This is a genomic window from Amycolatopsis sp. lyj-90 (genome assembly GCF_046549035.1).
In the GTDB taxonomy this organism is placed as follows: Bacteria; Actinomycetota; Actinomycetes; order Mycobacteriales; family Pseudonocardiaceae; genus Amycolatopsis.
On the sequence record NZ_JAJPWP010000003.1, the window covers coordinates 868,585 to 893,695 of the forward strand.

Here is a 25,111-nt window from a genome sequence, read left to right on the forward strand (position 1 = left end):
GCCTTCACGTACTTCAGCGCAGGCGGGCGGCGCGAGCGTGGAGATAGCGCTGATGCGGCAGGTTCGTCGCGCGCCGGGCAGCCTCCACATAGGACTCGACGGCGCCCGCGGTGTCCCCGGCCAGTTCGAGCAGATGCGCGCGGGCGGCGTGGAACCGATGGTCGCCGGGAACCCGGTCACCGAGCTTTTCCAAGGCCGTCAACCCTTCTCGCGGACCTCGGGCCATCCCGACCGCGACGGCGTGGTTCAGCTCCACCACGGGATTCGCGGAGAGCCGCAGCAGAAGTTCATAGAGGGCCTCGATCTGCGGCCAATCGGTCTCTTCGGCGGTCGGCGCCTCGTCGTGCAGCGCGGCGATCGCGGCCTGGATCTGGAACTGCCCGGTCGGCCCGTGCGGCAGCGCCTCGGACAGCAGCGCGATCCCTTCGGTGACGTACCCGGTGTTCCAGCGGCTCCGGTCCTGTTCGGACATCGGGATCGGCGCACCGTCCGGTGCCGTCCTCGCCGGGCGGCGGGCGTCGGTGAGCAGCATCAGCGCCAGCAGCCCGGTGACTTCGCTGTCTTCCGGCAGGAGCCGGTGGACGATCCTGGCCAGCCGGATGGCTTCGGCGGACAGCTCGCTCCGCGTCAGGTCGGGGCCGGACGTGCTGGCGTAACCCTCGTTGAAGATCAGGTACAGCACGTGGAGGACCGCGTCCAGCCGCGCCGCACGCGCGGCTTCCGGTGGCATGCCGAACGGGACGCCGCTGGTCTTGACGCCCGTCTTCGCGCGGCTGATCCGCCGGGTCATCGTCGCTTCGGGGACCAGGAAAGCGCGGGCGATCTCCGCCGTGGTGAGGCCGCCGACGGCCCGGAGCGTCAGCGCGATCTGCGACGCCGGTGACAGGGACGGGTGGCAGCACAGGAAAAGCAGGATGAGCGTGTCGTCGGAGTCGGCGGCCCGCCGGTCCGCCGCGGGCGCGAGGTGTTCCTCCGGCAACGTCCGCTGGACGACGGTGTCTTCGCGACGGCGCCGCGCCTGCTCGGCGCGGAGCAGATCGGTCAGCCGCCGCGAGGCGACCGTGATGAGCCACGCGCGCGGATCGTCGGGCCGTCCCTCGGCGGGCCACTGCGTCGCGGCCGCGAGAAGCGCCTCCTGTGTCGCGTCCTCCGCCAGGTCGAAGTGACCATAGCGGCGGACGACGGCGCCGAGGACCTGCGGCGAAAGCGTGCGCAGCAGGTCCTCGACGCCGCTGTCCGGCACCTAGAGCTCCAGTTCTTCGAAGCTGTCGGCGCACGGCCGGATGTCGACGTACCACTCGCGGCCGAAGTCGGTGCCTTCCGGATGCGGGGTGGCAGCCAGTTTGGCCGCGATCTCGGTCGCGCGGTCGTAGCTCGCGCAGTCGACGGTCGTGTAGCCGACCAGGACCTCCTGCGTTTCGGCGTACGGCCCGTCGGTCACCACGGGCGCGCCGTCACGCAGGGAGACGCGGCGGGCGTGCGCCGGCTGGGAAAGGCCCTGCGCGTCGACGAACTCCCCGGACTCGACCAGGTCGTTGTTCCACTTGGCCATGAACTCGTGCAGGGCGGTGACCTCGTCCGCGCTCCACTTGCCGCCGATGCTGTCGAGATCCTGCTGCGACCCGAACATCATGATCATGTACTTCACGGTTGGCTCCTCTCGGCGGGCACCGCTTCGGTGCCTTCTGCCGGAGACGTCGGAGCCACCGGACAGGACCGGACATCGTTCGCCGGGAATTCTCCCTCAGCCGCGGTCGGCGGCGGTGTTCATCGCGTCGGCCGGTTCGAGGGTCCGCCCGCCGGTGATCTTGGCGTAGAGGTGCGCACCGCCGAGGACCGGCGGATATTTCGGCGGATTTTCGGGAGATTGGCAGGTCGGGAGGCATTCGAACCGTGCGTCGTGATCACCGTCGAAGAAGAACGCCACGCTTCGGCGCCGCGAGGGCCCGGGCCCGGACGGCGGCACGACCCGGTGCAGCGTGGAGCGCCAGCGGTCGTTGGTCCACTGCGCGGTGAGGTCGCCGAGGTTCACCACCAGCGCGTCCTCGGCGGGGATGACGTCGTGCCAGGCGCCGTCGGGACCGTGGATCTGCAGGCCGGGGACGGGATCGGCGTACAGGACGGTGACGATGCCGTAGTCGGTGTGCGCGCCGAGCCGCATCTGTCCCGGCAGCGGTGCGGGCGCCCCGGCGCGGCGTTCGAAGTGATTCACCCGCAAGGTGCGCGTCGGATGCCGGGTGTACGCCCCCAGGTAGCCGTCGGGGAGTCCGAGTGCCTGCTCGAAGATCTCCAGCAGGACCTTCGCGACGCGGTGTGCTTCCGCCTCGTAGGCGGTGAGCGCCGGCCGCAGGCTTTCCGGCAGACCGGGCCAGATGTTGGGCACGAAGAAGCCGTACGGATCGTCACCGTCGATGTCCTCCGCGCCGATCACGAACGACTCCGACAGGTCGGGCGGCGTCGTCTCGCCGAGGCTGTACGCCAGTCCTTCGGTGCCTTCGGCCGCGTACCCGCGATCCGAGGCGCGGTCGGCAGGCGCGGAGCGGAGCTTCTCCTCGACAGGGAGAGCGAAGAAGGCGGCTGTCGCTTCGCGCATCCCGTCGATCGTCGCCCGCGGGATGCCGTGCCCGACGAGCTGCAGGAACCCGACACGCGTCAAAGCCTCGTCGACGGTGTGCGCGAGCTCCGCGCGGTCTCCGTCGTCCCAGCCGCTCAGGTCGATCGTCGGTACGAGGGTCATGAGACGACGGTAGCCAGGACGGAGCCGGTGATCACGGGGCCGCGGTCATCCGATCGGGCGATCCGTCCTGCCCGATCGGCCGCGGTTCCCGCCGGGAACGGCGCAGGGCGGCCGAGCACAGCAGCCCGAGGATCAGCACGCCCATCGGGAGCAGGAAGGCGGTCTTGACCGCGTCCGCGGCCTCGTTCGCCCTGCCCGCCATCGGGGCACTGGTCCGTGCCTGCAGCACCAAACCGACGGCCGCGCCGCCGAGGACCCCGCCGATCTGCCGCGCCGTGTTGAAGATGCCCGACGCGCTGCCGACCAGCGACCGCTCGACCGAGTTGATGGTCACGTTGCTCATCGGGGAGAAGATGAAGCCGACACCGAGACCGCACCACAGCAGCCCGGGGATCAGCGCCGCGGGCGAACTCGCCGGGATGATCACCAGCGAGAGGACGCACAGGCCGCCGCACAGCGAGAACAGGCCGAACATCAGCGGGTACTTGGGGTGCGTCCGGTCCGACAACCGTCCCGCGAACGGCGCGACGGCGCCGGACATCAGGGCCAGCGGCGCGGTGAGCAGGCCCGCGTCGGTCGGGGACATGCCGAGCACCGACTGCAGGTAGATGGCCAGCACCAGGAGCGTGCTGGTCATCGCGAACCCGACCAGCACCGCTGTCGCGGCCCCCAGGGAGAAGTCGCGGTTGCGGAAGATTCGCAACGGCAGCAGCGGTTCGCGGCGGTTGACCCGTTGCCACAGGACGAAACCGCCCAGCAGCAGCACTCCCGCTCCGGCGTACCCCCATCCGTGGGTCCGTCCATTTTGGATTCCGAAGACGAGGCAGACGAGACCCGCGCCGAAGAGCAGGATGCCGGGAACGTCGAAGCGGTGAGAGTTCCCCGGTCTCCAGTCGGGCACGTGGACGGCGGTGAGCGCCAGGGCGAGCAGCCCGATCGGAACGTTCGCGAAGAAGACCCACTCCCAGCCGAACCGGTCGACGAGCACGCCGCCGAGCACCGGACCGGTGATCATGGCGACGCCCGCGACACTGCCCCAGGCCCCCAGCGCCGGGCCGCGTTCGTCCGGCGGGAACAGATGCGTGATGAAGGCCGTCGTCTGCGGCGTCATCAGCGCGGCGCCGAGACCCTGCACCGCGCGGGCGGCGATCAGGGTTTCCACGTCACCGGAAAGCCCGCACCACAAGGACGCCCCGGTGAACACCACGAGCCCGGCGACGAAGACGCGTTTCGGGCCGAGCCGGTCACCCAGCCTGCTGGCGGGCAGGATCGGAACGGCGTAGGCGAGCAGGTACACGCTGGTCACCCAGATCACCGCGGTCAGTTCGGTACCGAGTTCGCGCACCATCGACGGCACCGCGGTGTTCACGATGGTCATGTCCAGCATGACCATGAAGAAACCCAGGCACAGCGCGAAAAGCGCGGACCAGGGCTTGACTCGCTTCGTCATCGGTCGTCCCGTCCTCGACGGCGAGGGGACGACGAGTGAGGCCCGGGGGCGGGTCGCTCGCCGTCCACCCCCGGTCAGCCTGCCTGCCGGACCATGTCACCGGCGCGTGGCACGACCGCCGGGCGGCCGATGCCCTGATAGGAAAGGCCCGTCCCGGCCACGATGAGCGGGTCGAGGAGGTTCCGGGTGTCGATGACGGCCCGGCCGTCCAGCCGGTCGGCGATCCGCGCCCAGTCGAGAGCGCGAAACTCCGGCCACTCGGTCAGCAGCACGATCGCCGCCGCGCCGTTCGCCGCGTGATAGGCGGTTCCCGTGATCCGCACACCGTCCGTCACCCCCGGCACCGGGGCGTGGACGCTGGGGTCGTAGCCGAACAGTTCCGCGCCCTCGGCGGCCAGCCGTCCGGCGACCGCCAGCGCCGGAGAGTCCCGCAGATCGTCCGTCCCGGCCTTGAACGTCAAGCCCAGCAGGCCGATCCGGGCACCGGCCAGCTCGCCGCCGACGGCCTTGCGCACCTTGTCGACCACCAGTTCCTGTTGCTTCAGGTTGGTTTCGATCGCCGCCCGCAGCAGGGCGAAATCGCTGCCGGCCGACTCCGCGGTGCGCAGCAGGGCGAAGGTGTCCTTCGGCAGGCAGGAACCGCCCCAGCCCGGACCCGGCCGCAGGAACGACCTGCCGATCCGTTCGTCGTAACCCATTCCCAGCGTCACGTCGTCGATACTCGCGTCGAGGTACTCGCACAACTCGGCGACGGTGTTCACAAAGGACAGACGGGTCGCCAGGTAGCAGTTGGACGCGTACTTGATCATCTCGGCGCTCGCGGAATCGGTCACCAGTACGGAAGTGTCGAGCTTCCCGTACAGGTCGGCGACGCGCTGGGCGGAGACCGGGTCACGATCGGCCGAACCGACCACGATCCGGTCGGGATTCAGGAAGTCGTGGACCGCGGACCCTTCGCGGAGGAACTCGGGATTGGACACGACGGCCACGTCCGCCCGATCGATCAGTTCCGTGACACGGGAGGCGGTGCCGACGGGAACCGTCGACTTGTTCACCACGACGCATCCGGGCGCCAGCAGCTCCCGCACCTCGGCCACGACGAATTCCAGCGTCGTCAGATCCGCCGCGCCGGTGGCGCTCATCGGTGTCGGCACGCACAGGATCACGATGCTCGCCTCGGACACCGCCGCGCTCGCGCCGAGGACGAATCCCAGCCTGCCGGACGCCAGCCCGTCCACCACCAGCTCGCAGATACCCGGCTCCCGGATGGTCGCCTCACCGCGGCTCAAGGCGTCGACCTTTTCCTGGTCGACATCCGCGCACACGACCTGATGTCCCAGTGACGAAAGGCAGGCGGCCGTGGTCAACCCGACATAACCCGCGCCGATCACGGCGACCTTGGTCCCGAACATTGCACTCATTCCCTTTGACCCTCCTGTTTTCGACGCCACCGGGCAGGACGGAGCCGTCCTGCCCGGTGGCATCGAGAGATGCGGACTTCGTGTTCGGGCGCGTTACTTCGCGTGCGGGATCGCGCGGATGCCTTCGTAGGGGGTTTCCCTGCCGAGGTAGTCCACCGTTTCGAACAACCCGATCGCGTCCATCGGATAGCGAGCGCCCGCCTCGGCCGCGAAGATGCACGGAAGGATCTGCTTCCGCTCCGAGGCGGCGGCCTGGTTGCTCTTGCGGATGTGCTTGTGGGTGTGGATCAGGATGGGCATGTAGCCCCCGCCGAGGAACGAACCGGCCTGCAGGACCGCCCCGCCGACGCAGTCGATCACGCAGCCCTTGCCGAGGATCGCGTCGCGGCCTTGGTAGTAGTAGGAGGGCGTGGCGAGAGTGCCGTGCTCCACATGGAACACACCGGCCGCGAGGCCGATGATCGAGCGGCCGCCGGTCCGCAGCACCGAGCGGTAGAAGTCGACCAGGATCGGCCGCACGGTCGTGTCCGGAAGCTGGAATTCCCCGCACATCAGCGTGATGCGCATCAACTCCGCGAGCGTGAGGTTGCTGCCGTTCTCACCGGGGAACTCCTGGTCCCAGGGCACCAGGTAGTCCAAAGGGGACACCATGGTCGTCCCGACGTCCTCGAGGATCAGCCGTTCCGGCTCACCCTCCGGCGCCGTCTCCGCGACCCCGTTCCCGAGGACCCGCCCGGCGAGCAGGTACCGGCTCTCAAGCGTTTTCGCCCTGCTGGCCGCGATCAGGATGTTGAGCCTGCCGGTCACCGTGTCCGGGATGTCGAAAAGGTGGTCGATGCCGTCGGTGGGGACGGCGATCTTCGCCTGCAGGCCGCGGACGGGCAGCGGTTCGTACGAGTCCACGACCTCCTCGAGTGCGCCGGTGAACTCGCCCGCTCCGACCTGGAGGAGCTTTTCCGCCGCCAGGGCCCGGTAGTCGAAGGGGATGGAGGTCGACGTCGACAGCACGATGTCGGCGAGCTGGGCGCGATACCGGTCGTCGTCCAGGGACGCCGCGGCCAGTTCCAGGGACAGGTAAGGGGAGTCGTCACCGGGTCCGTGGACCCAGCTCGCGGTGAAGGGAGCTTCGAAACGGCAGACCTGCGCGAACAACGCGCGGGCCGCGTCGTCGTTCTTGATCTGGCTCGTCACCTGGGCCACTGCCGCTTCCCTGTCCGATACTTCGGCCAGCATGTCCTTGGCCGGTCGCAACAGCGTCGAAAGGTCTTCGATGATCTGCGTCATGCTTCGCTCCCAATTCGTGCGAACTTCTCTTCGTTTTCCTGGTGATCGGTTTCCGTTGAGCGGGGGAAGGTTCCGGTGAACATGGCCGAACCCAGCGCCGCGAGGAACCGGTGCTCGGCAGGCCGTATCGCCGTGGTGCCCTCGTCGATGCGGTGCAAGAGTTCCAGCTGGGCCAGCAATGCCTCCTTGAAATGGTTGACGGCGATCACGGAATGCCCCGTGGCGTTCCGGACGTGGACGACGTGCAGGTTCTTGTAGTCGGGCTCCGAGTCGAAGAACGGCTCGAAAACCAGGGTGACGTGTTCGCCGGAAGCGAGTTCCACGTCGGCGAAGCGATACCGGAACTCGGATCCGTACGGAATGACGGCGGGGGTGAGGTAGCTCCTCGAAACGCCCTCGGAGAACGCGAACCCCGCCAGACCGGCGAAGGCGATGGCGCCGGTCGACGACGTGTAGAGCTCGATTTCCGGCAGGCCCGCGGCCAACGTCCGCACCCGCATTTCGGCGGTCACCGACATCGGCACCGTGCGCAGATACGTCCGGTACTGCTCGGCCGGAAGGATCGCGCGCAGAATGCTCAACATGTGGAAACCCTCGTAGCCGGCTTCGCCGTACTGGGTGTCGACGAACCTGCCGTTCGCGACGTCGAGCTCCCGGTTCTTGGTGAATTCCACGGTGATCTTCTTGATCGGATCGGCTTCGCCGAGTTGCCGCACCGACTCCGCGAAGTGCCGCACGGCCTCGCTGTGGGAGTAGACGTCGTTGACGATGATCCGGGCACGGGGATTGCGCCGGATCACGCGCTGGAGACCGGCGAGGTCTTCCGGGTAGCAGGCCGGTTTCTCGAGCAGGATGCGGGCATCCGGCTGTATCCGCAGGATTTCTCCGACGACGGAAAGATGCGTGGCGGTCGGTGTGGCGACCACCCAGGCATCGACGCCCGAGGGATCGGGCACGCGGGCCACCCGGTCCCAGTCGGCACCGTTCCCGGTGTCGACGGTGCGGATCCGGTGACCCGCTTCGCCGTACCACGCGGCATACAGCGACCCGATCTTGCCGAGTCCGACGATCACGATCTCCCGTTCAGTCGGCGACGGTGACCGCATGGGCTTTGCCTCCCCTCGACCGCAGGGCGTGGCCCGCGGCGGACGTGCCGGCCGCCCGGCCCAGCACCGCTCCCGCCATCAATCCGGTGCCGCCCGGATATCCCTGGTCGTAAAGGCCACCGGCGATCACGCCCGCCGCGTAGAGGCCGCTGATCGGTTCGCCGCCGCCACGGACTTCGGCGTCGGTGGTCACGGACAGCCCGCCGTAGGTGAAGGTCAGGCCGCAGACCACCGGAACGAACAGGAACGGAGGCGTGTCGAGGCGTTTCGGCGTTCGATCGGAGTTCAGGCGCCGGATTTCGGCGGTCAGGGTCGCGGCGTCGATACCGAGCCGCCGGGCGCCTTCCTCGATCGAGGAGACGCTCACCGCCGCGGGGTCGCCGAGGTAGCCGTCCGGGAGCGCGCCCGCCGCGACGACCTGGTCGTCGAAGATCTGGAAGGCGATCTTCCCCGGCTGCTCCTGGATCTTCTGTCCCAGCGTGACGTAGGTGAGGTTGCTGTAGCCGGACTCGTCGAAGAACCGGCGCCCTTCCCGGTTGACCACGATGCCCAGCGGGAAGGCGTACCTGGCGAGGCCGTGGGATTTGTGCATCTGGCCCGGCAGCATGTAGTCGGGCAGCTTCACGCCCTGCGGCGTGGTGTGGCACTTTTCCCAGTTGCCCGCGGTGTCGGCGCCGAGTTCGACGGCCGCTGCCAGCGGAACGCCTTCGTTGAACGGGACGCCCCGCAGCTTGACGTCCCGCCAGTCCTCTCCGAGGTGGAGCTCGCGCAAGCGGGTGTTCGCCTCGAAGCCGGCCGATGCCAGGACCAGCGCGTCGGCGAGGATCGGGAACGCGGGCCCCGATCCGTGGAGCAGATACCGGTCGCCGCCGGTCTTCTCGAAGCCGGTGACGGCGCTGTCGTACAAGACCGTTCCCCCGAGCTGGTCGAACCGGGCGAAGTTCCGGTCCTGCAAGCTCTGCCCGCCGCCGTCGAGAACGATCGGCACATCGCCGGGAAGGGGAGTCGGCCTCGGCGCCCAGCGCTGGCCGGAATCGCGCATCCAGGAAATCGTTTCCGTCGAACGGCGAATGATCGATTCGATCAGCGCGACGTCCACCTGACTTCCGGATACCCGCAACCAGTCGCCGAGATACTGCTCGTCCGTGTATTCCGATCGGCCGGCCAGTATCTCTTCGGCCCGGTCTTTGTCCGCCTCCCGGAGCAGACCGGAGATGAATGATCTTCCTTGCCAAGAGAAACGCATGGTCCTGGTCAAGGAACTGTTCCCGCCGCGCAGTTCCTTCGGTGCGGCTTCGAGGACGGTGACGGAGGTGGCGCCCGCCTGCAGTGCGGCTATACCCGCACAGAGACCGGCATTTCCCGCTCCGACAATGACGACCTGCCTCTCGGCGACATCACTTTGCCCGCTGTGCATCAACAACGCTCCAGGTAATCCGGTGTTCGCCATTTTTGATCGACCGAGTTCGAGCCGGGCCGCCGGCAGGCATGCTGAGTGACGGTGTCCGCACTCACCGTTATCGGCTCACTGTCACCGAGTCGGCGTAGTCAATCGGGACACCGTTGTCTGCGAACTGTCGATCCGCTGCCGGGAACGAGCGGACGAGCGCTCCTTCACCCTCCGAGCAGGCCTGATCGCTTCCCCCACGTGGGCGGCGACGAGCGCCACCCGATCTTCAAAGCGGGAATTCCAGTGGATGCCTTCCGAGGTAACCCTGATGTTTCCGTCGAGTTTCCCGTCACCACTGACGATGATCCCGCCGGTTCTTTTCGATTGCTCACTTTCGGAGCCCAGCCATTTCCGCGCCTCCCCCGGTGCGGTCGATGTGGGACCAACAGAGGTCAGCCTGACTTCCTGACCAGCGCGTGGGCAACCTTCGGCCAGTTCGGGCTTGTTCGAAACCGTTCGAGCGCACCCGAACAGCAGATTCCGGCGCCGCTGATTGGCGGTATCGCGGCCGAGACGGCCTCAGTCAATCTAGAGCGATGATCGTTGAAGAGGGGGGCGACGACGGGGAGTCGCCGACAGAAGTTCCGCCACCGGACCCGGCCACTTCACCGGCTGAGTTCACAGCGGCACTGCGCGTATTGAGAACATGGTCCGGACTGACTTATCGGCAGTTGTCCGGAAGGGCGACGGAACTCGGGGGAGCGCTTCCGGCGAGCACGATCGCGACCACTCTCGGCCGCACCACATTGCCTCGCGAGTCTTTCGTCGAAGCGTTCACGCGCGCGTGCGGACTCAGTGACGAACAGGCGCGACGGTGGCTCGACGCCAGGACGCGCATCGCGCTGGGAAGCCCGCCGCGCGTCGAGGAACGGATCGCCGCCGACGAGGGGGTGAGCGCCGTCGCGCGGCCGGAACCGCGGCGCTGGCAGCGCTGGCGCGCACCGCTCATCGTGGTCGCGATCGTGGGCATCGTCCTCGTCGGCACGCTGGGATATCTGACCTGGCCCTTCGACGCGTCCTCGAAGAACAAGGTCGCCGAGGCCATGGTGCCGGGGCTCGCCCTCCGCGAGATAGGCAGCTGGGCGCAGATCCGGCCCGCCCGCTCGCCCGAGTTCTGCCTCGCCGAGGGGAAGGACCGGACCCAGCTCTACTCGGGAACCGTCGTCGCCCAGCAACCCTGCGGGGAGGCCACCTCGCCCCGCGTGTTCATCGACCCCGTCGGGGACGTGAACGCCGTGCAGATCCAGTGGCACCATCCGGACACCGGGGTCGGCTGCCTCACGGTCGTGAACGAGGGAATGGGGCACGACCTGATCGAACCCCGCGACGACTGCGGCGACGACAGCGCGGACCAGCTGTTCACCATCGGGCCGGCGGGCCCGCCCGAGGCGGCGCAGTACGTCATCAGCCCCGTCGGGACCAGCCAATGTCTCGGCCTGCGTGACCAGGACACCGCCGCGGGGACCGAAGTCGTCCGGGAACGCTGCTCGGGCGCGCCCGACCAGTTGTTCCTCATCGACCTGATCCCGCCTCCTTGACCGGTCCAGACCACTCGCATCCTCACCAAGCGTGCCGATCCGTACCTCCGTGATCACTCCACGAGAAAGCTCGGAAAGCCGGGAACCGGGGACGGCCTTCCGACGACTTGTGGGGCTGAATCGTGCGGCCCGGCGAGCGGAGAGAGATGCACTGGTACGAGGACGACGACCTGTGGGTCGGCTTCGCGGACGTGATGTTCCCGCCCAGCCGGTCCGAAGAGGCCGAACGCTTGACGGCCACGTCGCCGCTGCTCGCGGTCACCGAAGAGACGAAGGTGCTGGACCTGGCCTGCGGCCCGGCGATCCACGTCGTGCCGCTGGCCAGGAAGGGCGCCGACGTGACCGGCGTCGACCTCAGCCCGGCCATGCTCGAACGCGCGCGCGAGGCCTGCGAAAACGCGGGCGTCACCGCGAAACTGATCCAGGCCGACATGCTCGAGTACGTCGAGCCAGGCGCGTACGACCTGATCGTCAACATGTACACGTCGTTCGGCTACTTCACCGAGCCCGGCGACAACCTCACCGTGCTGCGGAACGCACACGCCAGCCTCGCGCCCGGTGGCAGGCTGCTGATCGACGTGCTCGGCAAGGAGGTGCTGGCCGGGTGGGTCGGCCGCCCGAAGGCGGTCGACATCGACGGCGGCACGGTGTTCATGCGCGACACCATCCTCGACGACTGGTCCCGGCTCAAGACCGACTGGACCCTGGTCCGCGGTGGTGAGGCGAAGCAGGCGTCGATCCTGTCCTTCCTGTACAGCGCGGCGGAACTGAAGGCGCTGTTCGAGACGGCGGGGTTCACGGACGTCGAGTGCTTCGGCGATTTCGACGGCTCGCCTTACGACAACCACGCGCGCCGCCTGATCGTGCGTGGTGAACGTGCCGGCTGAAACGCTCCGCCTGTTCGCGGAGCCCGACGAAGGAACCGCCCGCCCGCTGCGGCTCACCGGACCGGTGATCCTGCTGTCGGCGGCGCTCCTGATCTCGCTGATCGCGGGCATCGCGCTCGGCCCGACCACGGTCGCCCTCCCGGATGTCCTGCGTTACCTGGGAAAGGCGATCACCGGCGGGACCATCACCGGCGACGAGGTCACCGGGTACTCGATCGTCTGGCAGGTCCGCACCCCGCGCGTGCTGCTCGCGGCCGTGGTCGGCGCGGGACTCGCGGTGGTCGGGGTCGCGGTACAGGCCCTGGTCCGCAACGCCCTCGCCGATCCGTTCGTCCTCGGGATCTCTTCGGGCGCCTCGGTCGGCGCCGCCGCCGTCGTGGTGTTCGGCCTGTTCGCCGGGCTCGGTGTGCTGGCGTTGTCGACCGCCGCCTTCCTCGGGGCGCTCGGCGCGACGGCGCTCGTCTATCTGGCCGCCCGCAGCAAATTCGGCCTGACGCCGTTGCGCCTGGTGCTCACCGGGGTCGCGCTCACCTACGCCTTCCAGGCCGTGATGAGCGTGCTCGTCTACCTCTCGCCGAACGGCCAGGCCGCGCAGACCGTGCTGTTCTGGCTGCTCGGCAGCCTCGGCGCGGCGACCTGGGCGTCACTGCCGCTGGCCGCGCTCGGGGTGGCCGTCGCGATCGTGGTCCTGCTGCGCTACGGCACCGCGCTCGACGTCCTGTCCATGGGCGACGAAACCGCGATGAGCCTCGGCACCGACGCGGCCGCGTTGCGCCGCTGGCTCTTCCTGCTCACCGCGGTCGTCACCGGCCTGCTGGTGGCGGTGAGCGGCTCGATCGGGTTCGTCGGACTCGTCCTGCCGCATGTGGTGCGGATGGTCGCCGGTTCGGGACATCGCCGTGTGCTGGCGCTCGCGCCGCTGGTGGGCGCGGTCTTCCTGGTGTGGGTCGACCTGCTCGCCCGCACCCTCGTCGCGCCCGAGGAACTGCCGCTCGGCGTCATCACCGCGCTGATCGGCGTCCCGGTCTTCCTCGTGGTGATGCGGCGCCGCGGTTACGCGTTCGGGGGCCGCTGATGTTGTCTCTGAAGGACCTTTCCGTCGAGGTCGCTGGATCGACCCTGATCCGCGAGCTGCGGCTGGACGTCGGCGCGGGCGAGGTCGTCGGCCTGCTCGGGCCCAACGGAAGCGGTAAGTCGACGGCGTTGCGCTGTGTCTACCGGGCGCTGACGCCGTCCGGCGGCGCCGTCCTGCTCGACGGCACCGATCTCGCGGAGCAGAGCCTGCGCGACACCGCCCGCCGGATCGCCGCGCTCACCCAGGACAGCCGCGCGGATCTGGACTTCACCGTCGAGGAGGTCGTCGCGCTCGGCCGGTCACCGCATCAGCGCGGCAACCTCCGGCTGTCGGCGCGCGAACGCGCGTTGTGCCGGGAAGCGTTGCGGCGCTTGGACATCACTCATCTCGCCCAGCGCAGTGTGCTGACGCTTTCGGGCGGCGAACGGCAGCGGGTCCTGGTGGCGAGGGCGCTCGTGCAGGAACCCGAGGTGCTGGTCCTCGACGAGCCGACCAACCACCTCGACGTCCGTCACCAGGTGGAGCTGCTGAAGTTCCTGCGCGACTGCGGGCTCACCGTGCTCGTCGCCCTGCACGATCTCAACCTCGCCGCCGCCGTCTGTCACCGGATCGCCTTGCTGCGCGGCGGATCGCTCGCCGCCTGCGGCACCCCCGCCGAAGTGCTCACGCCCGAAACGGTCCGCGCGGTGTTCGGCGTGGAGGTCACCCAGGTGACCCATCCCGTGACCGGCGCTCTCCAGTTGCTCTACGACCTTCCCGCCGAAGAAACCGAGGGGATCTCACGATGAAGCCGTCCAGGGTGATCGCGCTCTTCACCGCGGCGCTGCTCCTGAGCGCCTGTGGCGCCCAGGTCGAGGCCGGGCCGGCCGCACCGGCACAGGCCACGGTGACCAACTGCGGTGCGCAGGTCACCTTCCCGGCGCCGCAGCGTCCGGTGGCCTACGACGTTTCCGGTGCGGAGAAGATGTTCGCGCTCGGGCTCGCCGGCCGGATGCGCGGCTACGTCATGAACTCGCTCGGCGACCCGTCGATCGCCGGTTCGCCGTGGAAGGACGACTACGCCAAGGTCGAACGGCTCGGCACTTCCCGGGTCACCCGCGAGATCCTGGTCAACGCCAAGGCGGACTGGGTGATCGCCGGCTGGAACTCCGGCTTCAGCGAGGAGCGCGGGATCACCCCGAAGCTGCTCGACCAGGTCGGCATCCGCAGCTATCTGCACACCGAGACCTGCTGGGAGTATCCCACCGCGAAGGCCGAGGTGACACCGCTGGAGGCGCTCTACACCGACCTGCGCAACCTCGGCGACATCTTCGGCGTCCGCCAGCGGGCCGACGAACTGGTCACGGAACTCAAGGGCCGCTTCGACAAGGTCCGCGCCGGAGCGCCGAAGACCCCGCCCGCCAAGGTGTTCGTCTACGACTCCGGCACCGACCAGCCCTTCACCTCCGGGAAACACGCCGCTCCCAACGACATCATCGACGCCGCGGGCGGGACCAACGTCTTCCGCGACCTCCAGGACGGCTGGGGCAGCGTCGGCTGGGAGGCGGTGGTGAAGACCGAACCCGAGGTGATCGTCGTGGTGGACTACGCCGACCAGCCCGCGCAGGACAAGATCGCGTTCATCAAATCCGCGCCACAGCTGAAGAACACGCCCGCCGTGCGCGACAACCGGTTCCACGTCGTTTCCTACGGCGACCTCGTGAGCGGACCGCGCAACGCCGCGGGCGCCGAGTCCCTGGCCGCGTACCTCCGATCGATCGGCCGGTGAACGCGATGCCCGTCGAGACCGCCCCTCTGGTCCACGAGCACGTCACCGACGCGATCAAGACACCGGCGCTGATCCGGCTCACGCCGAACGTCGTGCTGATCCGCTTCGAAACCCTGAAGGTCTACGCGGCGCTCGGCGCCGTCCGGTCGCTGCTCGCCGACGGTACGGTCCGAAAAGGACAGACGTTGATCGACAGTTCCAGCGGGATCTACGCGCTCGCGCTGGCGATGGCCTGTCACCGTTACGGTCTGCGCTGCCATATCGTCGCGTCCACCACCGTCGACCTCACCATGCGTTCGCAACTGGAGATCCTGGGCGCGACGGTGGACCAGATGCCGCCGTCCGAAGACCTCCGGCTCGACCAGCGGCGCCGGGTCGCGCGCGTGCACGAACTGCTGGAGCGCCATCCGGACATGCACTGGATGCGCCAGTATCACGATCCCGTCCACTACCTCGGCTACGGCGAGGTCGCCGATCTCGTCGCCCGCGCGCTGCCGTCCGGGCCGCTGACCGTCGTCGGCAGCGTGGGCACCGGCGCGTCGACCGGCGGGATCGCCCGGTCGCTGCGCGAACGCGATCCGGACGTCCGCCTGACCGGGGTCCAGCCGTTCGGGAGCGTCACCTTCGGCAGCGAACGGTTCACCGATCCGGACGCGATCATCGCGGGCATCGGCTCCGCCATCCCGTTCGGCAACGTCGATCACGAACTGTACGACCGGATCCACTGGCTGGACTTCGTGCACGCCATGGCCGCGACCGTCGGCCTGATGCGCGACCACGCCGTCTTCGCCGGGCTTTCCACCGGCGCCGCGTACCTCGTCGCGGGCTGGGAGGCGGCGCGGAATCCGGACCGGACGCATGTCGTCATCGGCGCCGACACCGGGCACCGTTACACGGCAAGGGTTTTCGCCCGGCACCGGGAAGCCGTCGACCCGGCAGGGCTCGCGCCGCGGGAGATCGCCTCACTCGACGACCTCGCGCTGCCGTGGGCGGCGATGGAGTGGCGCCGCCGCAAGTTCGGGATACCCTCGCAGCTGTCGTACCGGAAGGAGCGGGTGTCATGACCGTCGTCCTGTTGGAAGCACTCACCTTCGGCCTCGGCAGGCTGGCCGACGCGGCGGCGGGAGCCGGGCGGAAACTGGTGCTGTTCACCGGAAACCGCGACATCTACCGCTACGAACTCGGCACCCTCGGGCCGGACAGGGTCGAGGTCGTCGACATCGACACCACCGACATCGCGGCCTGCGAAGCGGCGTTGCGCGCCATCCCGGACCTCGCCGGGATCATCAACTCGACCGACACCTGGGCATTGCCGGGCGCGGAACTCACCGCCAGGCTCGGCCTGCCCGGTCCGGACGCGGCGGCCGTCCGCGTGCTGCGGGACAAGGGTGCGGTGCGCGATCTGCTGTACGACCACGGGCTCACCCGCGGCCGCCCGGTACCCATCATGGTCGCCGAGGAACTCGGATTCCCTTTGGTGGTCAAGGATTCCTCGGGGACGTCGTCGCGCGGGGTGTGGCTCGTCCGTGACGCGGCCGAACTCGAGCAGGCCAGGCGGGAGGCGAAGGACACGCCGCTCAAGGGGCACCTGATCGCCGAACCGTATTTCGCCGGTCCGCTCTACAGCGCGGAAACCGTGACCTGGCAAGGACGGACGCGGCTGCTCGGGATCCTCTCCCGTCAGCTTTCGCCGGAACCCGTGCGGCGCGAGGAAGCCGCCGCGTTCCCGGTGGCCTTCCCCGAGACCGAGTACGCCGGACTGGCCGACTGGATCGGCCAGGTGCTCAAGGCCGCCGGACACGAGCAGGGCTTCGCGCACACCGAGTTCGTCCTCACCGCCGAGGGGCCGGAGGTCGTCGAGATCAACATCCGGATCGGCGGGGCGATGCTCGGCGAGGCCTTGTGCCGGTCGCTGGACACCAACGTCTATTCCGCGATGATCTCGATGGCGCTGGGCGAGGAACCCGCCCTGCTCACGCGGGAGATCGGCGGGGGACCGGGCGTCGCGTTCGTGCTGGCGTACCCGGCCGCGGAAGGCGTGCTGACCGGCTGGTCCGGACTCGACCGCCTGCCCGGCTTACCCGGCGCGCCGGAGTGGTACCCGACGGCGAGCCCCGGTGACGAGATCCGGCACCTCGCGGATCAGCGGTCGTGTACGGGGATCGTGCTGGCCGAAGGGCCGACGGCGGAACTCGCGCTGCATCGCGCGCTCGCGGCGGCGGGTGGGATCACGCCGGAGCTCACGGACTCGTGAGTGGTAAGGACGGTTCTAACCGTCCTTACCACTCACGAGCCGCCGGGCACGCACTTCTTGGCGGCGGCCACGGCGGCCAGCAGATCCGGTGTCTCCATCTTGACCGACGCGAACGGGTCGGTGGTCTCCAGGAGCGGCTTCTGCGCCGACTCAAGGGCCTTGAGCGCGGCGTCCAGCGCGGTCTGGCTCTGGGAGGAGTCCAGCTTCCGCTTCCCTTCCGCCGCCGCGTCCCGCGCCGTCGTGTAACTGTCCACAAGCGACTTCTTCGCCGTGTCCCCGCCGGGTATCGGTGACGCGGGCAGCGCGTTCAGTTCCTCGACGACCTTGCCCGCCAGCTGGGCGCGGACCCCGAGGTTGTCGCTGAGCCAGGGCCGCGTCACCTCGACACCGGAACTCTGCCTGCTCGCGTGCTCGTTGCTGGCCTTCACGAAGCCGTAGATCGCGCCGCACATCCCGTCCAGCCAGGCCACCGTCCGGACGTCCGGTTCGGACGCGGTGGACGTCGGGGTGACGGTGACCGTCGGCGGAGCGGACGGTGCCTCTCCCGAACAGGCTGTCACCGCGAACAGGGCCCCTACCAGTGGAACAAGCAGGGTTTTCGGCTTCATGGGACTCCGTTCGCGGGTGACGCTCCGGTCAGTGGGGAGACGCGCAGTTCTTGGCCTCGGCCGCCGCGGCCATCAGCTCGGGCGTCTCGATCTTGAGTGCGGGCATGAGATCGGGCGTGTCCGTGACCGGTTTCTGGACGGCGTCCATCGCCTTGATCGCCGCGTCCATGGCGGCTTCGTTCCCGGACTTCTCCAAACGCTGCTTCCCGGCGGCCGCCGCGTCCCGTGCCGCGGTGTACTGGTCCACAAGGGACTTCCTCACCGCGTCACCGCCGGGAATCGGCGACGGGGGCAGCGCGTTCAGGTCGTCGACCGTCTTGCCCGCGAATCCCGCTCGGATCCCGAGTTCTTCCTTCAGCGCGTTGCGGGTCACTTCGATCCCGGACTGCTGCTTGCGCGAGTATTCGTCGTGGGCCTTCATGAAGCCGTACACCGCGCCGCACACCCCGTCGAGCCACGCGACGGTCTTGGCGTCCGGCCCGGCGGGCGGCGCGGGCACCGTGGACGACGGGGTGGCGGTGACCGTCACGGGTGCCGGTGGCGGCTCCCCGGAACACGCCGTCGTCGCGAACAGGGCCCCCACCAGGGAAACGAGCAGAATTTTCGTCTTCATCGGATCTCCCCTCCGGGGTGAACACGTTCCGGAGGGGCCGGGGGTTGCCTGACGGCTTCAGCCGCAGTCGCCCATGATCCGCGCCAGTTCCGCGGGCAGCATCGGCGGTTCCGGCAACGGGGTCGCGGCGGGCGCCCGCATCCCGTCGAACAGCAGGGCGAGATGGCGTCGCCAGACCTCCGGCCGGACGGCCGCGGTCGCCTCCACGGTGCGCGCGATCCCCCAGGTCACGAAGGCCATGTCCTCGAGGGTGAGATCGGCGCGCAGGGCTCCGCTCTCCTTGGCGCGCTCGACGACGCGGGTCATGAGTTCGTATCCGCGTTCGAGATCCTCGGCCAAGGGCGGCCGCGTCGAGGCCAGTTCGTTGTAGCCGCGATCGGCGGCCTGAAGTTCGCAGATCCGTTCGAAGAAGGATGTCAGCCCGGCCCAGGCGTCGTCGAGGGACAGCGCGTGCTCGGCCAGTTTCGCGACGGTTTCGGTCCGGTCGGCGAACACGGCGTTCACCAGATCCGCGCGCTGGGGGAAGTGATTGTACAGGGTGCCGATGCTGACGCCGGCGGTCTTGGCGATCTCTTCGAGCGCGACGTCGAGGCCGCGCGCCGCGTAGAGCCCCCTGGCGGCCTCGATCAGCAGGTCGCGGTTGCGCTGGGCGTCCTTTCTCATGACGACATGGTAGTCAAGTTGAAGGTGGCCTCAAGTTGTGTGTACCTTCGAAGAAGTTGAGGGCATCCTCAACTTAAGCTTCTGGGAGGACATATGACCAAGACGCTCGCGATCTTCGGCGCCGGACCGGTACTGGGACTGTCACTCGCCCGGCGCTTCGGCCGCGAAGGCTTCCGGATCGCCCTCGTCGCGCGCACCACCGAGAACCTCGACGCGCTCGTCGCCGAACTGGACGGCGACGGCATCGAAGCGAGCGGACACGTCGCCGACGTCTACGAACCGGACCGGATCGAGGCCGCTGTCACCGCCATCGGCCGGATCGACGCGGTCGCGTTCAACCCCGGCGGCGGGGGCATGGGCGAGGGCATCGCGCCGGTGCTCGACGTCGACCCGGAGAACCTGCGGCTGATCCTGGACCGGTTCCTGGTGTCGGCGGTGGCGCTGGTGCGGGCGGTCCTGCCCGCCATGACCGAGCGCGGCGACGGCGCGATCCTGTTCACTGCGGGCCAATCCGGCCTGCACCCGGCGCCGTTCCTCGGCAACGCGGGCATGGCGCAGGCGGCGCTGCGGAACTACTTCCACAACCTGAACGCGGTGCTCGCCGAGAAGGGCGTCTACGCCGGAGCCGTCAACATCGGGGCGCTGATCGAGGGCAGCGTCCCGCATCGGGTGCTCACCTCGAGCCCGCTGGACTTCGAACCCGAGGTGATCCACCCGGATGTCTTCGCCGACGCTTTCTGGAAGCTCTACGCGACGCGTGAGGCTCCCGAAGCGCTGGTCGGGTCGTTCGGAAAGTGACCTCGCCCCTTCATGTACTTGGGGAAAGGCCCTTCACGCGCTGCTGCCCGTGACTGCTGCGGAGGGCGATCGCATAGTCCGTGAAGGCCTCCTTCACTACCTTCAGGGTAGGCAAGGAGGCCTTCACGGACCTGCGACCATCTAGCCGTCCTTACCACTCACGAGGCCTGACCTGGGCCCGGTCACTTCTCGATGGCGTACGCCTCGATCTCGACCTTCATCTTCGGGTCGAGCAACGCCGAGACCTCGACCATGGTGGCCGCGGGCAGCACGTCGCCGAAGGCCTCGCGGTGGGCCCGCGCCACCAGGTCGGCGTCCTTGATGTCGGTCACGTAGGTGACCGTGCGCACCACCGCGGCGAGGCTCGAGCCCGCCTCCCGCAGCGCGGTCTCGACGATCGAAAGCACGGCCGACGCCTGCTCGTACGCGTCGCCCGACCGGGACGGTTCACGCGCCGTCGTGCCGGAAACGTGGATGTGCTCGCCGACGCGCACCGCCCGGCTGTAGCCGAAAATCTGCTCGAAGTCCCCACCGGAGGAGATGTTCACCCGCTCAGTCATGATCCGAACGAAAGCACAGTGACGGCCGGAGCGGAACCGACTTCGTCTCACCCATGATCGAACACGTTCAGGTGATGCCCGGACTTTCGAGTTGAGTGTGGTGGCGCGGCTTGTAGCGTCGGGCTGAGTTCGCTCGTCACCGGGAGGCTCCTCGTGGTCGTCGCACAGCGCCGACGCCGTGTACTGAAACCGTTGTCACGACGGGTTTTGTCGTTCGGCACAGTGGCGGCCCTCCTCTTCGGCGCCCTGGTCCCGACCGGGACGGCGCAGGCGGCGACGTGGCCGGTGCAGGGCGAGAACGACCCGTCGACGTTCGACTGCGATCACCTGTACTACAGCAACTTCCGGTCCGGTATGCAGTTCCGCACCGGCGCCTCGGGTGACGCGGAGATCCAGAACACGGTGATCAGCAAGCGGGCGGGCGCGGCCCCGCCGGACTACTGGTCGACGAACATGGCGCTGGGCAAGGATCCGGACACCGGCCGGGTCGCGGCGTTCTACTCCAGCTACACCACCGGGAATCTCACGCTCTACAAGCATGTGTCGGGAACGAACACGGTCACCGACGAGATCGCCGGGGGAGCGCCCCGCAAGCTTCCCGCCGGGGTCAACTGGGGCGGGCTCGGCGCCGATCCCGCCACCGGGATGCTTTACGGCGCGCAGAACGGCGGGGCTCCGGTCCTGTTCGCGATGGATCTCGCCAGTGGCGAGACGAAGACCTTCTCCCGGGGATCCACGCTGAAGCCCGTTCCGGCGAACGACCCCGTGTTCGCCGGGGGATCGCTCGTCCCCGACCTGTTCGTCGATTCCTCCGGCGGCGTGTACTACGGGATCGTTTACGGCGGGCAGAGCTACGTCTACCGGTTCGATCCGGACACGGGCGAGACCACCCAGGCGGTGAAGGTCACCGGACCGGGCTCGTCCAACGGCTTCAACAACTACGGCATGGCCTTCCTGAACGGCTCGATCTACCTCGGCTACTACGGCGGCGCGCTGTACAAGGTCGATCCGCGCACCGGCGTGTCCCAGCAGGTCCCCGGCGGCAACGCGCACACCAACCAGGTCGGCCGGATCACCTCCGAATCCGGCGGGACCTGGCCCATCACCGACCTGGCCAGCTGCTCGATCGCCCCGGACCTGACGAAACGGATCGTGGTCGCGAAGAAGGCGGACAAGGCCGACGCGAAACCGGGCGAAAAGGTCACCTACACCGTCACCGTCGCCAACGAGGGAACGGCGGCGGCACCCGGGACGGTCGTCACCGACGACCTGTCGGGCGTGGTGGACGACGCCGCGTACAACGACGACGCGAAAGCCCTTTCCGGCGGCTCCGAGCTGGCGAAACCCCAGTACGACGCCGCGGGAAAGCGCCTGACCTGGACCGGTGAGATCCCCGCTGGCGCGACCGTGACGATCACCTATTCCGTCACCGTGAACAGCCCGCCGGGCGGCGACAAGAAGCTCGACAACGTCGTGACCGTGCCGGGCAGCAACTGCGCCGAGGGCGGGAAGGACCCGGACTGCGCCGCGGTCGTCCCCGTGGCGACGTTGAAGATCGTCAAGACCAGCGCGCCGAAGAAGCCCATGCCGGGCCAGAAGGTCACCTACACGGTCAAGCTCACCAATGACGGCACGGCCGACTGGACGGACGCCACCGCCGTCGACGATCTGTCCGATGTGCTCGACGACGCGGCGTACAACGGCGACGCCACCGCGACCGGCGGCATCGTGACCTATCTGGAGGGCGACAGCACCCTGCGCTGGGCCGGCACCGTCGGGAAGGGCAGCACGGTCACGATCACCTATTCGGTGACGGTGGCGAACCCGCCGGGCGGGAACAAGCGGCTGACCAACGCGGTCGTCGGACCGGACGGCTCCACCTGCCCCGAAGGCGGCACGGATCCGGACTGCGGCACCGACGAGCCGATCAGCGGCGTCGTGATCACGAAATCGGCCGCTCCGGCCACGGCCAAACCCGGCGACGTCGTGACCTACACCTTGACCGCGCGGACCCTCGACGGTTCGGCCGCGGCCGGTGTGACGCTCACCGACGATCTGTCCGGCGTCGTCGACGACGCCACCTACAACGGTGACGCGGTCGCCACGGCCGATGGCGTGCCCACCCCGGCACAACCCGCCTACGACAGTCCGACGTTGAGGTGGACCGGAGACATCCCCGCCGGGAAGACCGTCACCATCACCTATTCGGTGAAGGTCGGCACGCCTCCCGCGGGGGACAAGGTGCTGCGCAACGCCGTCACCGGTCCGGACGGCTCGTCGTGCCCGCCGGGAAGCGCGGACCCGGCCTGCGGCACGGTGACCCCGATCGGTGCCCTGGAGATCAAGAAGACGGCGAGCCCGGCTTCGGCCATGCCCGGGGACAAGGTCACGTTCACCGTGAAGGTCACCAACGTCGGTCCGGCGGCCTATCCGGGAGCCTCGTTCACCGATGACCTGACCGGTGTCCTCGACGACGCCTCGTGGAATGGCGACGCCTCCGCCACCTCGGGCGCGGCCACCTTCGACGAGCCGGGCCGGAAACTCACCTGGACCGGTGACGTCGCCGCGGGAAGCACGGTGACGGTCACCTACTCGGTCACCGTCGGCAAACCGCCCGCCGGGGACCGCCGCCTGACCAACGTCGTGGTCGGTCCGGACGGCTCCACCTGCCCGCCCGGCGGAAGTGACCCGGACTGCGCGACCGAAACCCCGATCGGTGCCCTGGTGCTGGCCAAGACCGCTGCACCGGCGAGCGCGAAGCCGGGTCAGGTCGTCACCTACACCGTGACCGCGAGCAATCCCGGCACCGGCGTCTATCGCGGCGCCCGGTTCACCGACGATCTGAGCGGGGCCCTGGACGACGCGACCTACAACCAGGACGCGCGGGCCACCGCAGGCACCGTGACGTACGCGGAGCCGAAGCTGACCTGGACGGCGGACCTTCCGGCGGGCACCACGGTGACCATCACCTATTCGGTGACCGTGAACAAGCCGCCCGCCGGGGACCGGACGCTGCGCAACTCCGTGACCGGTACCGAAGACTCGACCTGCCCGCCCGGCTCGACGGACCCGGACTGCTCCACCGTCACCCCGGTCGCGGCCCTGCGGGTCGTCAAGACCGCCGCCCCCGCCGCGCCCCGGCCCGGCGAGCGGGTCACCTACACGGTGCGCGTCCAGAACACCGGCACCGCGGCCTACCCGGGAGCCCGGATCACCGACGACCTGACCGGGGTCCTCGACGACGCGACCTACAACGACGACGCCACGGCGACCGGCGGCACCACCGGCTACGAGGCCCCGGTGGTGACCTGGACCGGCGATGTCGCCTCCGGTGCCACCGTGACCATCACCTATTCCGTCACCGTGAACCGCCCGCCCGGCGGGGACAAGAAGCTCTCCAACGCCGTCACCGGCACCCCGGACGGCAACTGCCCGCCGGGTTCGGCGGATCCGGACTGCGGGACGGTCACGCCGGTGCCGTCGCTGAAGATCCGCAAGACGGCCACCCCCGAAGAGGTCAAGACCGGCGACACGATCACCTACACCGTCACCGTCGAAAACGTCGGCGCGGCAACGGATCCCGCCGCGTCGTTCACCGACGACCTCACCGGTGTGCTGGACGACGCCACCTACAACGGCGACGCGAAAGCGAGCAGCGGCACGGTGACGGTCGCCGTCACCCCGCCGACCTTGACCTGGACCGGCTCTCTCGCCCCCGGTGACAAGGCCACCGTCACCTATTCCGTGGTCGTGACCAACAAGGGCGACAAACGCCTGGTCAACGTGGTCACCGGCACGGGCTCCAACTGCGAAGAGGGCTCCGAAGACCCCGACTGCCGCAACGAACTGCCCACCCCCGCGTTGCGCATCACGAAGTCGGCCGCCCCGGCGGTGGTAGCGCCGGGCGGCAAGGTGACCTACACGGTGATGGTGCGCAACACCGGTCAAGCTCCGTATCCCGGCGCCGCTTTCGCCGACGACCTGACCAAGGTCCTCGACGACGCCACTTACAACGACGACGCGCGGGCCACCGCGGGCACCGTGGCGTACAAGGCGCCGAAGCTGACCTGGACGGGCACGGTCGCGCCCGGCGCGTCGGCGACCATCACCTACTCGGTCACCGTGGCGAAACCCTTGCGCGGAGACCACTTCCTGGACAACGCCGTCACGGGCGACGAGGGGACCAACTGCCCGCCGTCAGGACAGGCGGACCCTGCCTGTTCCACCCGTACCCCGGTGCTGTCGATGGTCATCGCCAAGACGGCGTCGCCGGTTTCCGACGTCGCGCCGGGCGGCAAGGTCACGTACACGCTCTCGATCACCAACACCGGCACCGGCATCTATGACGACGCCGCCGTGACCGACGACCTGGCCGGAGTCCTCAGTGGAGCGACGTACAACGGTGACGCGAAGGCGACGAGCGGATCGGTCGCGCTGAGCGGAAAACTGCTCCGCTGGCACGGCAAACTCGCAGTCGGACAGAAAGTCGTCGTGACGTATTCGGTCACGGCCGGTTCGGGGAAGCTGCGCAACGCGGTCACCTCCACCACCCCCGGCGCGAACTGCCTCACCCCGGCCGAACCCGGCTGCTCGACCGAAACGCCGGTCACCCCCGGCGAGCCGCCGACACGGCCCGATCCGGCCCATCCTGATCCGGTCAAGCCCGATCCGGCGGCGCCCGGCGATCCGGTCCGGCCACCCGGTACGGGGCCGCTGGCCTCCACCGGATCGCACACCGCCGACCTGCTGGCGCTGGCCTTCGCCGCGCTGCTGGCAGGCGCCTGGATGCTGCGGTACGCGCGCCGCCGGGTCCGCCGCTGAGCGGCCGGTTTGCGTTCTCGGGCAGTGAGGCTTGTTCGTACGGGCAAGCCTTGAGCCCGGTGCTCCGGGGGATCCGCG

At 69.0% G+C, this 25,111-nt stretch carries 21 protein-coding genes; 9 read left to right on the forward strand and 12 right to left on the reverse strand.

What is annotated here, in order from left to right; translation table 11 throughout:
- Positions 1–13: 13 nt before the first annotated feature.
- From ACLJPX_RS15635 to ACLJPX_RS15670, 8 genes are all read right to left on the reverse strand, one after another.
- Positions 14–1,243 (reverse strand): RNA polymerase sigma factor, encoded by a 1,230-nt coding sequence (locus ACLJPX_RS15635; RefSeq protein WP_410600682.1) that lies wholly within the window; start codon positions 1,241–1,243, stop codon positions 14–16.
- Positions 1,244–1,648 carry a YciI family protein gene (locus ACLJPX_RS15640; RefSeq protein WP_410600683.1) on the reverse strand — a complete coding sequence of 135 codons (405 nt, stop codon included), beginning with the start codon at positions 1,646–1,648 and terminating at the stop codon, positions 1,244–1,246. It lies immediately after the preceding gene.
- A 96-nt stretch (positions 1,649–1,744) separates the two neighbouring features.
- Entirely contained in the window at positions 1,745–2,737 is a 993-nt protein-coding gene (locus tag ACLJPX_RS15645) for an isopenicillin N synthase family dioxygenase (RefSeq protein WP_410600684.1), read from the reverse strand.
- A gap of 31 nt (positions 2,738–2,768) precedes the next feature.
- On the reverse strand, positions 2,769–4,187 hold the full coding sequence (locus ACLJPX_RS15650; protein WP_410600685.1) for an MFS transporter: 1,419 nt from the start codon (positions 4,185–4,187) through the stop codon (positions 2,769–2,771).
- A 74-nt stretch (positions 4,188–4,261) separates the two neighbouring features.
- Positions 4,262–5,599: a UDP-glucose dehydrogenase family protein gene (locus tag ACLJPX_RS15655; protein ID WP_410600764.1), complete on the reverse strand. Its 1,338-nt coding sequence runs from the start codon at positions 5,597–5,599 to the stop codon at positions 4,262–4,264.
- Positions 5,600–5,701: 102 nt separating this feature from the next.
- Positions 5,702–6,892, reverse strand: coding sequence for a hypothetical protein (locus ACLJPX_RS15660; RefSeq protein WP_410600686.1), 1,191 nt, complete (start codon positions 6,890–6,892; stop codon positions 5,702–5,704).
- Entirely contained in the window at positions 6,889–7,998 is a 1,110-nt protein-coding gene (locus ACLJPX_RS15665; RefSeq protein ID WP_410600687.1) for a hypothetical protein, read from the reverse strand. Before ACLJPX_RS15665 ends, ACLJPX_RS15660 begins: the two co-directional genes overlap by 4 nt.
- On the reverse strand, positions 7,976–9,415 hold the full coding sequence (locus ACLJPX_RS15670) for an FAD-dependent oxidoreductase (RefSeq protein WP_410600688.1): 1,440 nt from the start codon (positions 9,413–9,415) through the stop codon (positions 7,976–7,978). The genes ACLJPX_RS15665 and ACLJPX_RS15670 overlap by 23 nt, the downstream gene beginning before the upstream one ends.
- 569 nt (positions 9,416–9,984) lie before the next feature.
- Between ACLJPX_RS15670 and ACLJPX_RS15675 the strand changes: the two genes are divergently transcribed.
- The 7 genes from ACLJPX_RS15675 (at position 9,985) to ACLJPX_RS15705 (ending at position 16,970) form a co-directional block, all read left to right on the forward strand.
- A complete protein-coding gene (locus ACLJPX_RS15675; protein WP_410600689.1) occupies positions 9,985–10,986 on the forward strand; it encodes a helix-turn-helix domain-containing protein in 1,002 nt (333 codons plus the stop codon).
- 146 nt (positions 10,987–11,132) lie between these two features.
- Positions 11,133–11,873, forward strand: a complete 741-nt coding sequence (locus tag ACLJPX_RS15680) for a class I SAM-dependent methyltransferase (protein ID WP_410600690.1) — start codon at positions 11,133–11,135, stop codon at positions 11,871–11,873.
- The gene (locus ACLJPX_RS15685) at positions 11,854–12,948 is read left to right on the forward strand and encodes a FecCD family ABC transporter permease (RefSeq protein ID WP_410600691.1); all 1,095 of its coding nucleotides are present in this window, start codon (positions 11,854–11,856) and stop codon (positions 12,946–12,948) included. Before ACLJPX_RS15680 ends, ACLJPX_RS15685 begins: the two co-directional genes overlap by 20 nt.
- Positions 12,948–13,736, forward strand: a complete 789-nt coding sequence (locus ACLJPX_RS15690; protein ID WP_410600692.1) for an ABC transporter ATP-binding protein — start codon at positions 12,948–12,950, stop codon at positions 13,734–13,736. The genes ACLJPX_RS15685 and ACLJPX_RS15690 overlap by 1 nt, the downstream gene beginning before the upstream one ends.
- A complete protein-coding gene (locus ACLJPX_RS15695; RefSeq protein WP_410600693.1) occupies positions 13,733–14,716 on the forward strand; it encodes an ABC transporter substrate-binding protein in 984 nt (327 codons plus the stop codon). Before ACLJPX_RS15690 ends, ACLJPX_RS15695 begins: the two co-directional genes overlap by 4 nt.
- Positions 14,717–14,721: 5 nt before the next feature.
- Positions 14,722–15,780 carry a cysteine synthase family protein gene (locus ACLJPX_RS15700; RefSeq protein ID WP_101613476.1) on the forward strand — a complete coding sequence of 353 codons (1,059 nt, stop codon included), beginning with the start codon at positions 14,722–14,724 and terminating at the stop codon, positions 15,778–15,780.
- On the forward strand, positions 15,777–16,970 hold the full coding sequence (locus ACLJPX_RS15705) for an ATP-grasp domain-containing protein (RefSeq protein ID WP_410600694.1): 1,194 nt from the start codon (positions 15,777–15,779) through the stop codon (positions 16,968–16,970). Before ACLJPX_RS15700 ends, ACLJPX_RS15705 begins: the two co-directional genes overlap by 4 nt.
- 32 nt (positions 16,971–17,002) lie before the next feature.
- Here ACLJPX_RS15705 and ACLJPX_RS15710 read toward each other — a convergent pair whose 3' ends face one another.
- From ACLJPX_RS15710 to ACLJPX_RS15720, 3 genes are read right to left on the reverse strand one after another with little or no spacing between them, the layout of a single operon-like run.
- Positions 17,003–17,578 carry a hypothetical protein gene (locus ACLJPX_RS15710; protein ID WP_410600695.1) on the reverse strand — a complete coding sequence of 192 codons (576 nt, stop codon included), beginning with the start codon at positions 17,576–17,578 and terminating at the stop codon, positions 17,003–17,005.
- A 28-nt stretch (positions 17,579–17,606) separates the two neighbouring features.
- Complete coding sequence (locus ACLJPX_RS15715) at positions 17,607–18,191, reverse strand: hypothetical protein (RefSeq protein ID WP_410600696.1); 585 nt, start codon at positions 18,189–18,191, stop codon at positions 17,607–17,609.
- Between the two features lie 57 nt (positions 18,192–18,248).
- A complete protein-coding gene (locus ACLJPX_RS15720; RefSeq protein ID WP_101610291.1) occupies positions 18,249–18,854 on the reverse strand; it encodes a TetR/AcrR family transcriptional regulator in 606 nt (201 codons plus the stop codon).
- A 93-nt stretch (positions 18,855–18,947) separates the two neighbouring features.
- Here ACLJPX_RS15720 and ACLJPX_RS15725 point away from each other — a divergent pair, with 93 nt between their 5' ends.
- Positions 18,948–19,652, forward strand: a complete 705-nt coding sequence (locus ACLJPX_RS15725; RefSeq protein ID WP_410600697.1) for an SDR family NAD(P)-dependent oxidoreductase — start codon at positions 18,948–18,950, stop codon at positions 19,650–19,652.
- Between the two features lie 182 nt (positions 19,653–19,834).
- On the opposite strand, the gene ACLJPX_RS15730 is transcribed toward ACLJPX_RS15725, so the two are convergent.
- On the reverse strand, positions 19,835–20,212 hold the full coding sequence (locus ACLJPX_RS15730) for a RidA family protein (protein ID WP_410600698.1): 378 nt from the start codon (positions 20,210–20,212) through the stop codon (positions 19,835–19,837).
- A 192-nt stretch (positions 20,213–20,404) separates the two neighbouring features.
- Between ACLJPX_RS15730 and ACLJPX_RS15735 the strand changes: the two genes are divergently transcribed.
- Positions 20,405–25,033, forward strand: a complete 4,629-nt coding sequence (locus ACLJPX_RS15735) for an isopeptide-forming domain-containing fimbrial protein (protein ID WP_410600699.1) — start codon at positions 20,405–20,407, stop codon at positions 25,031–25,033.
- Positions 25,034–25,111: the final 78 nt, after the last annotated feature.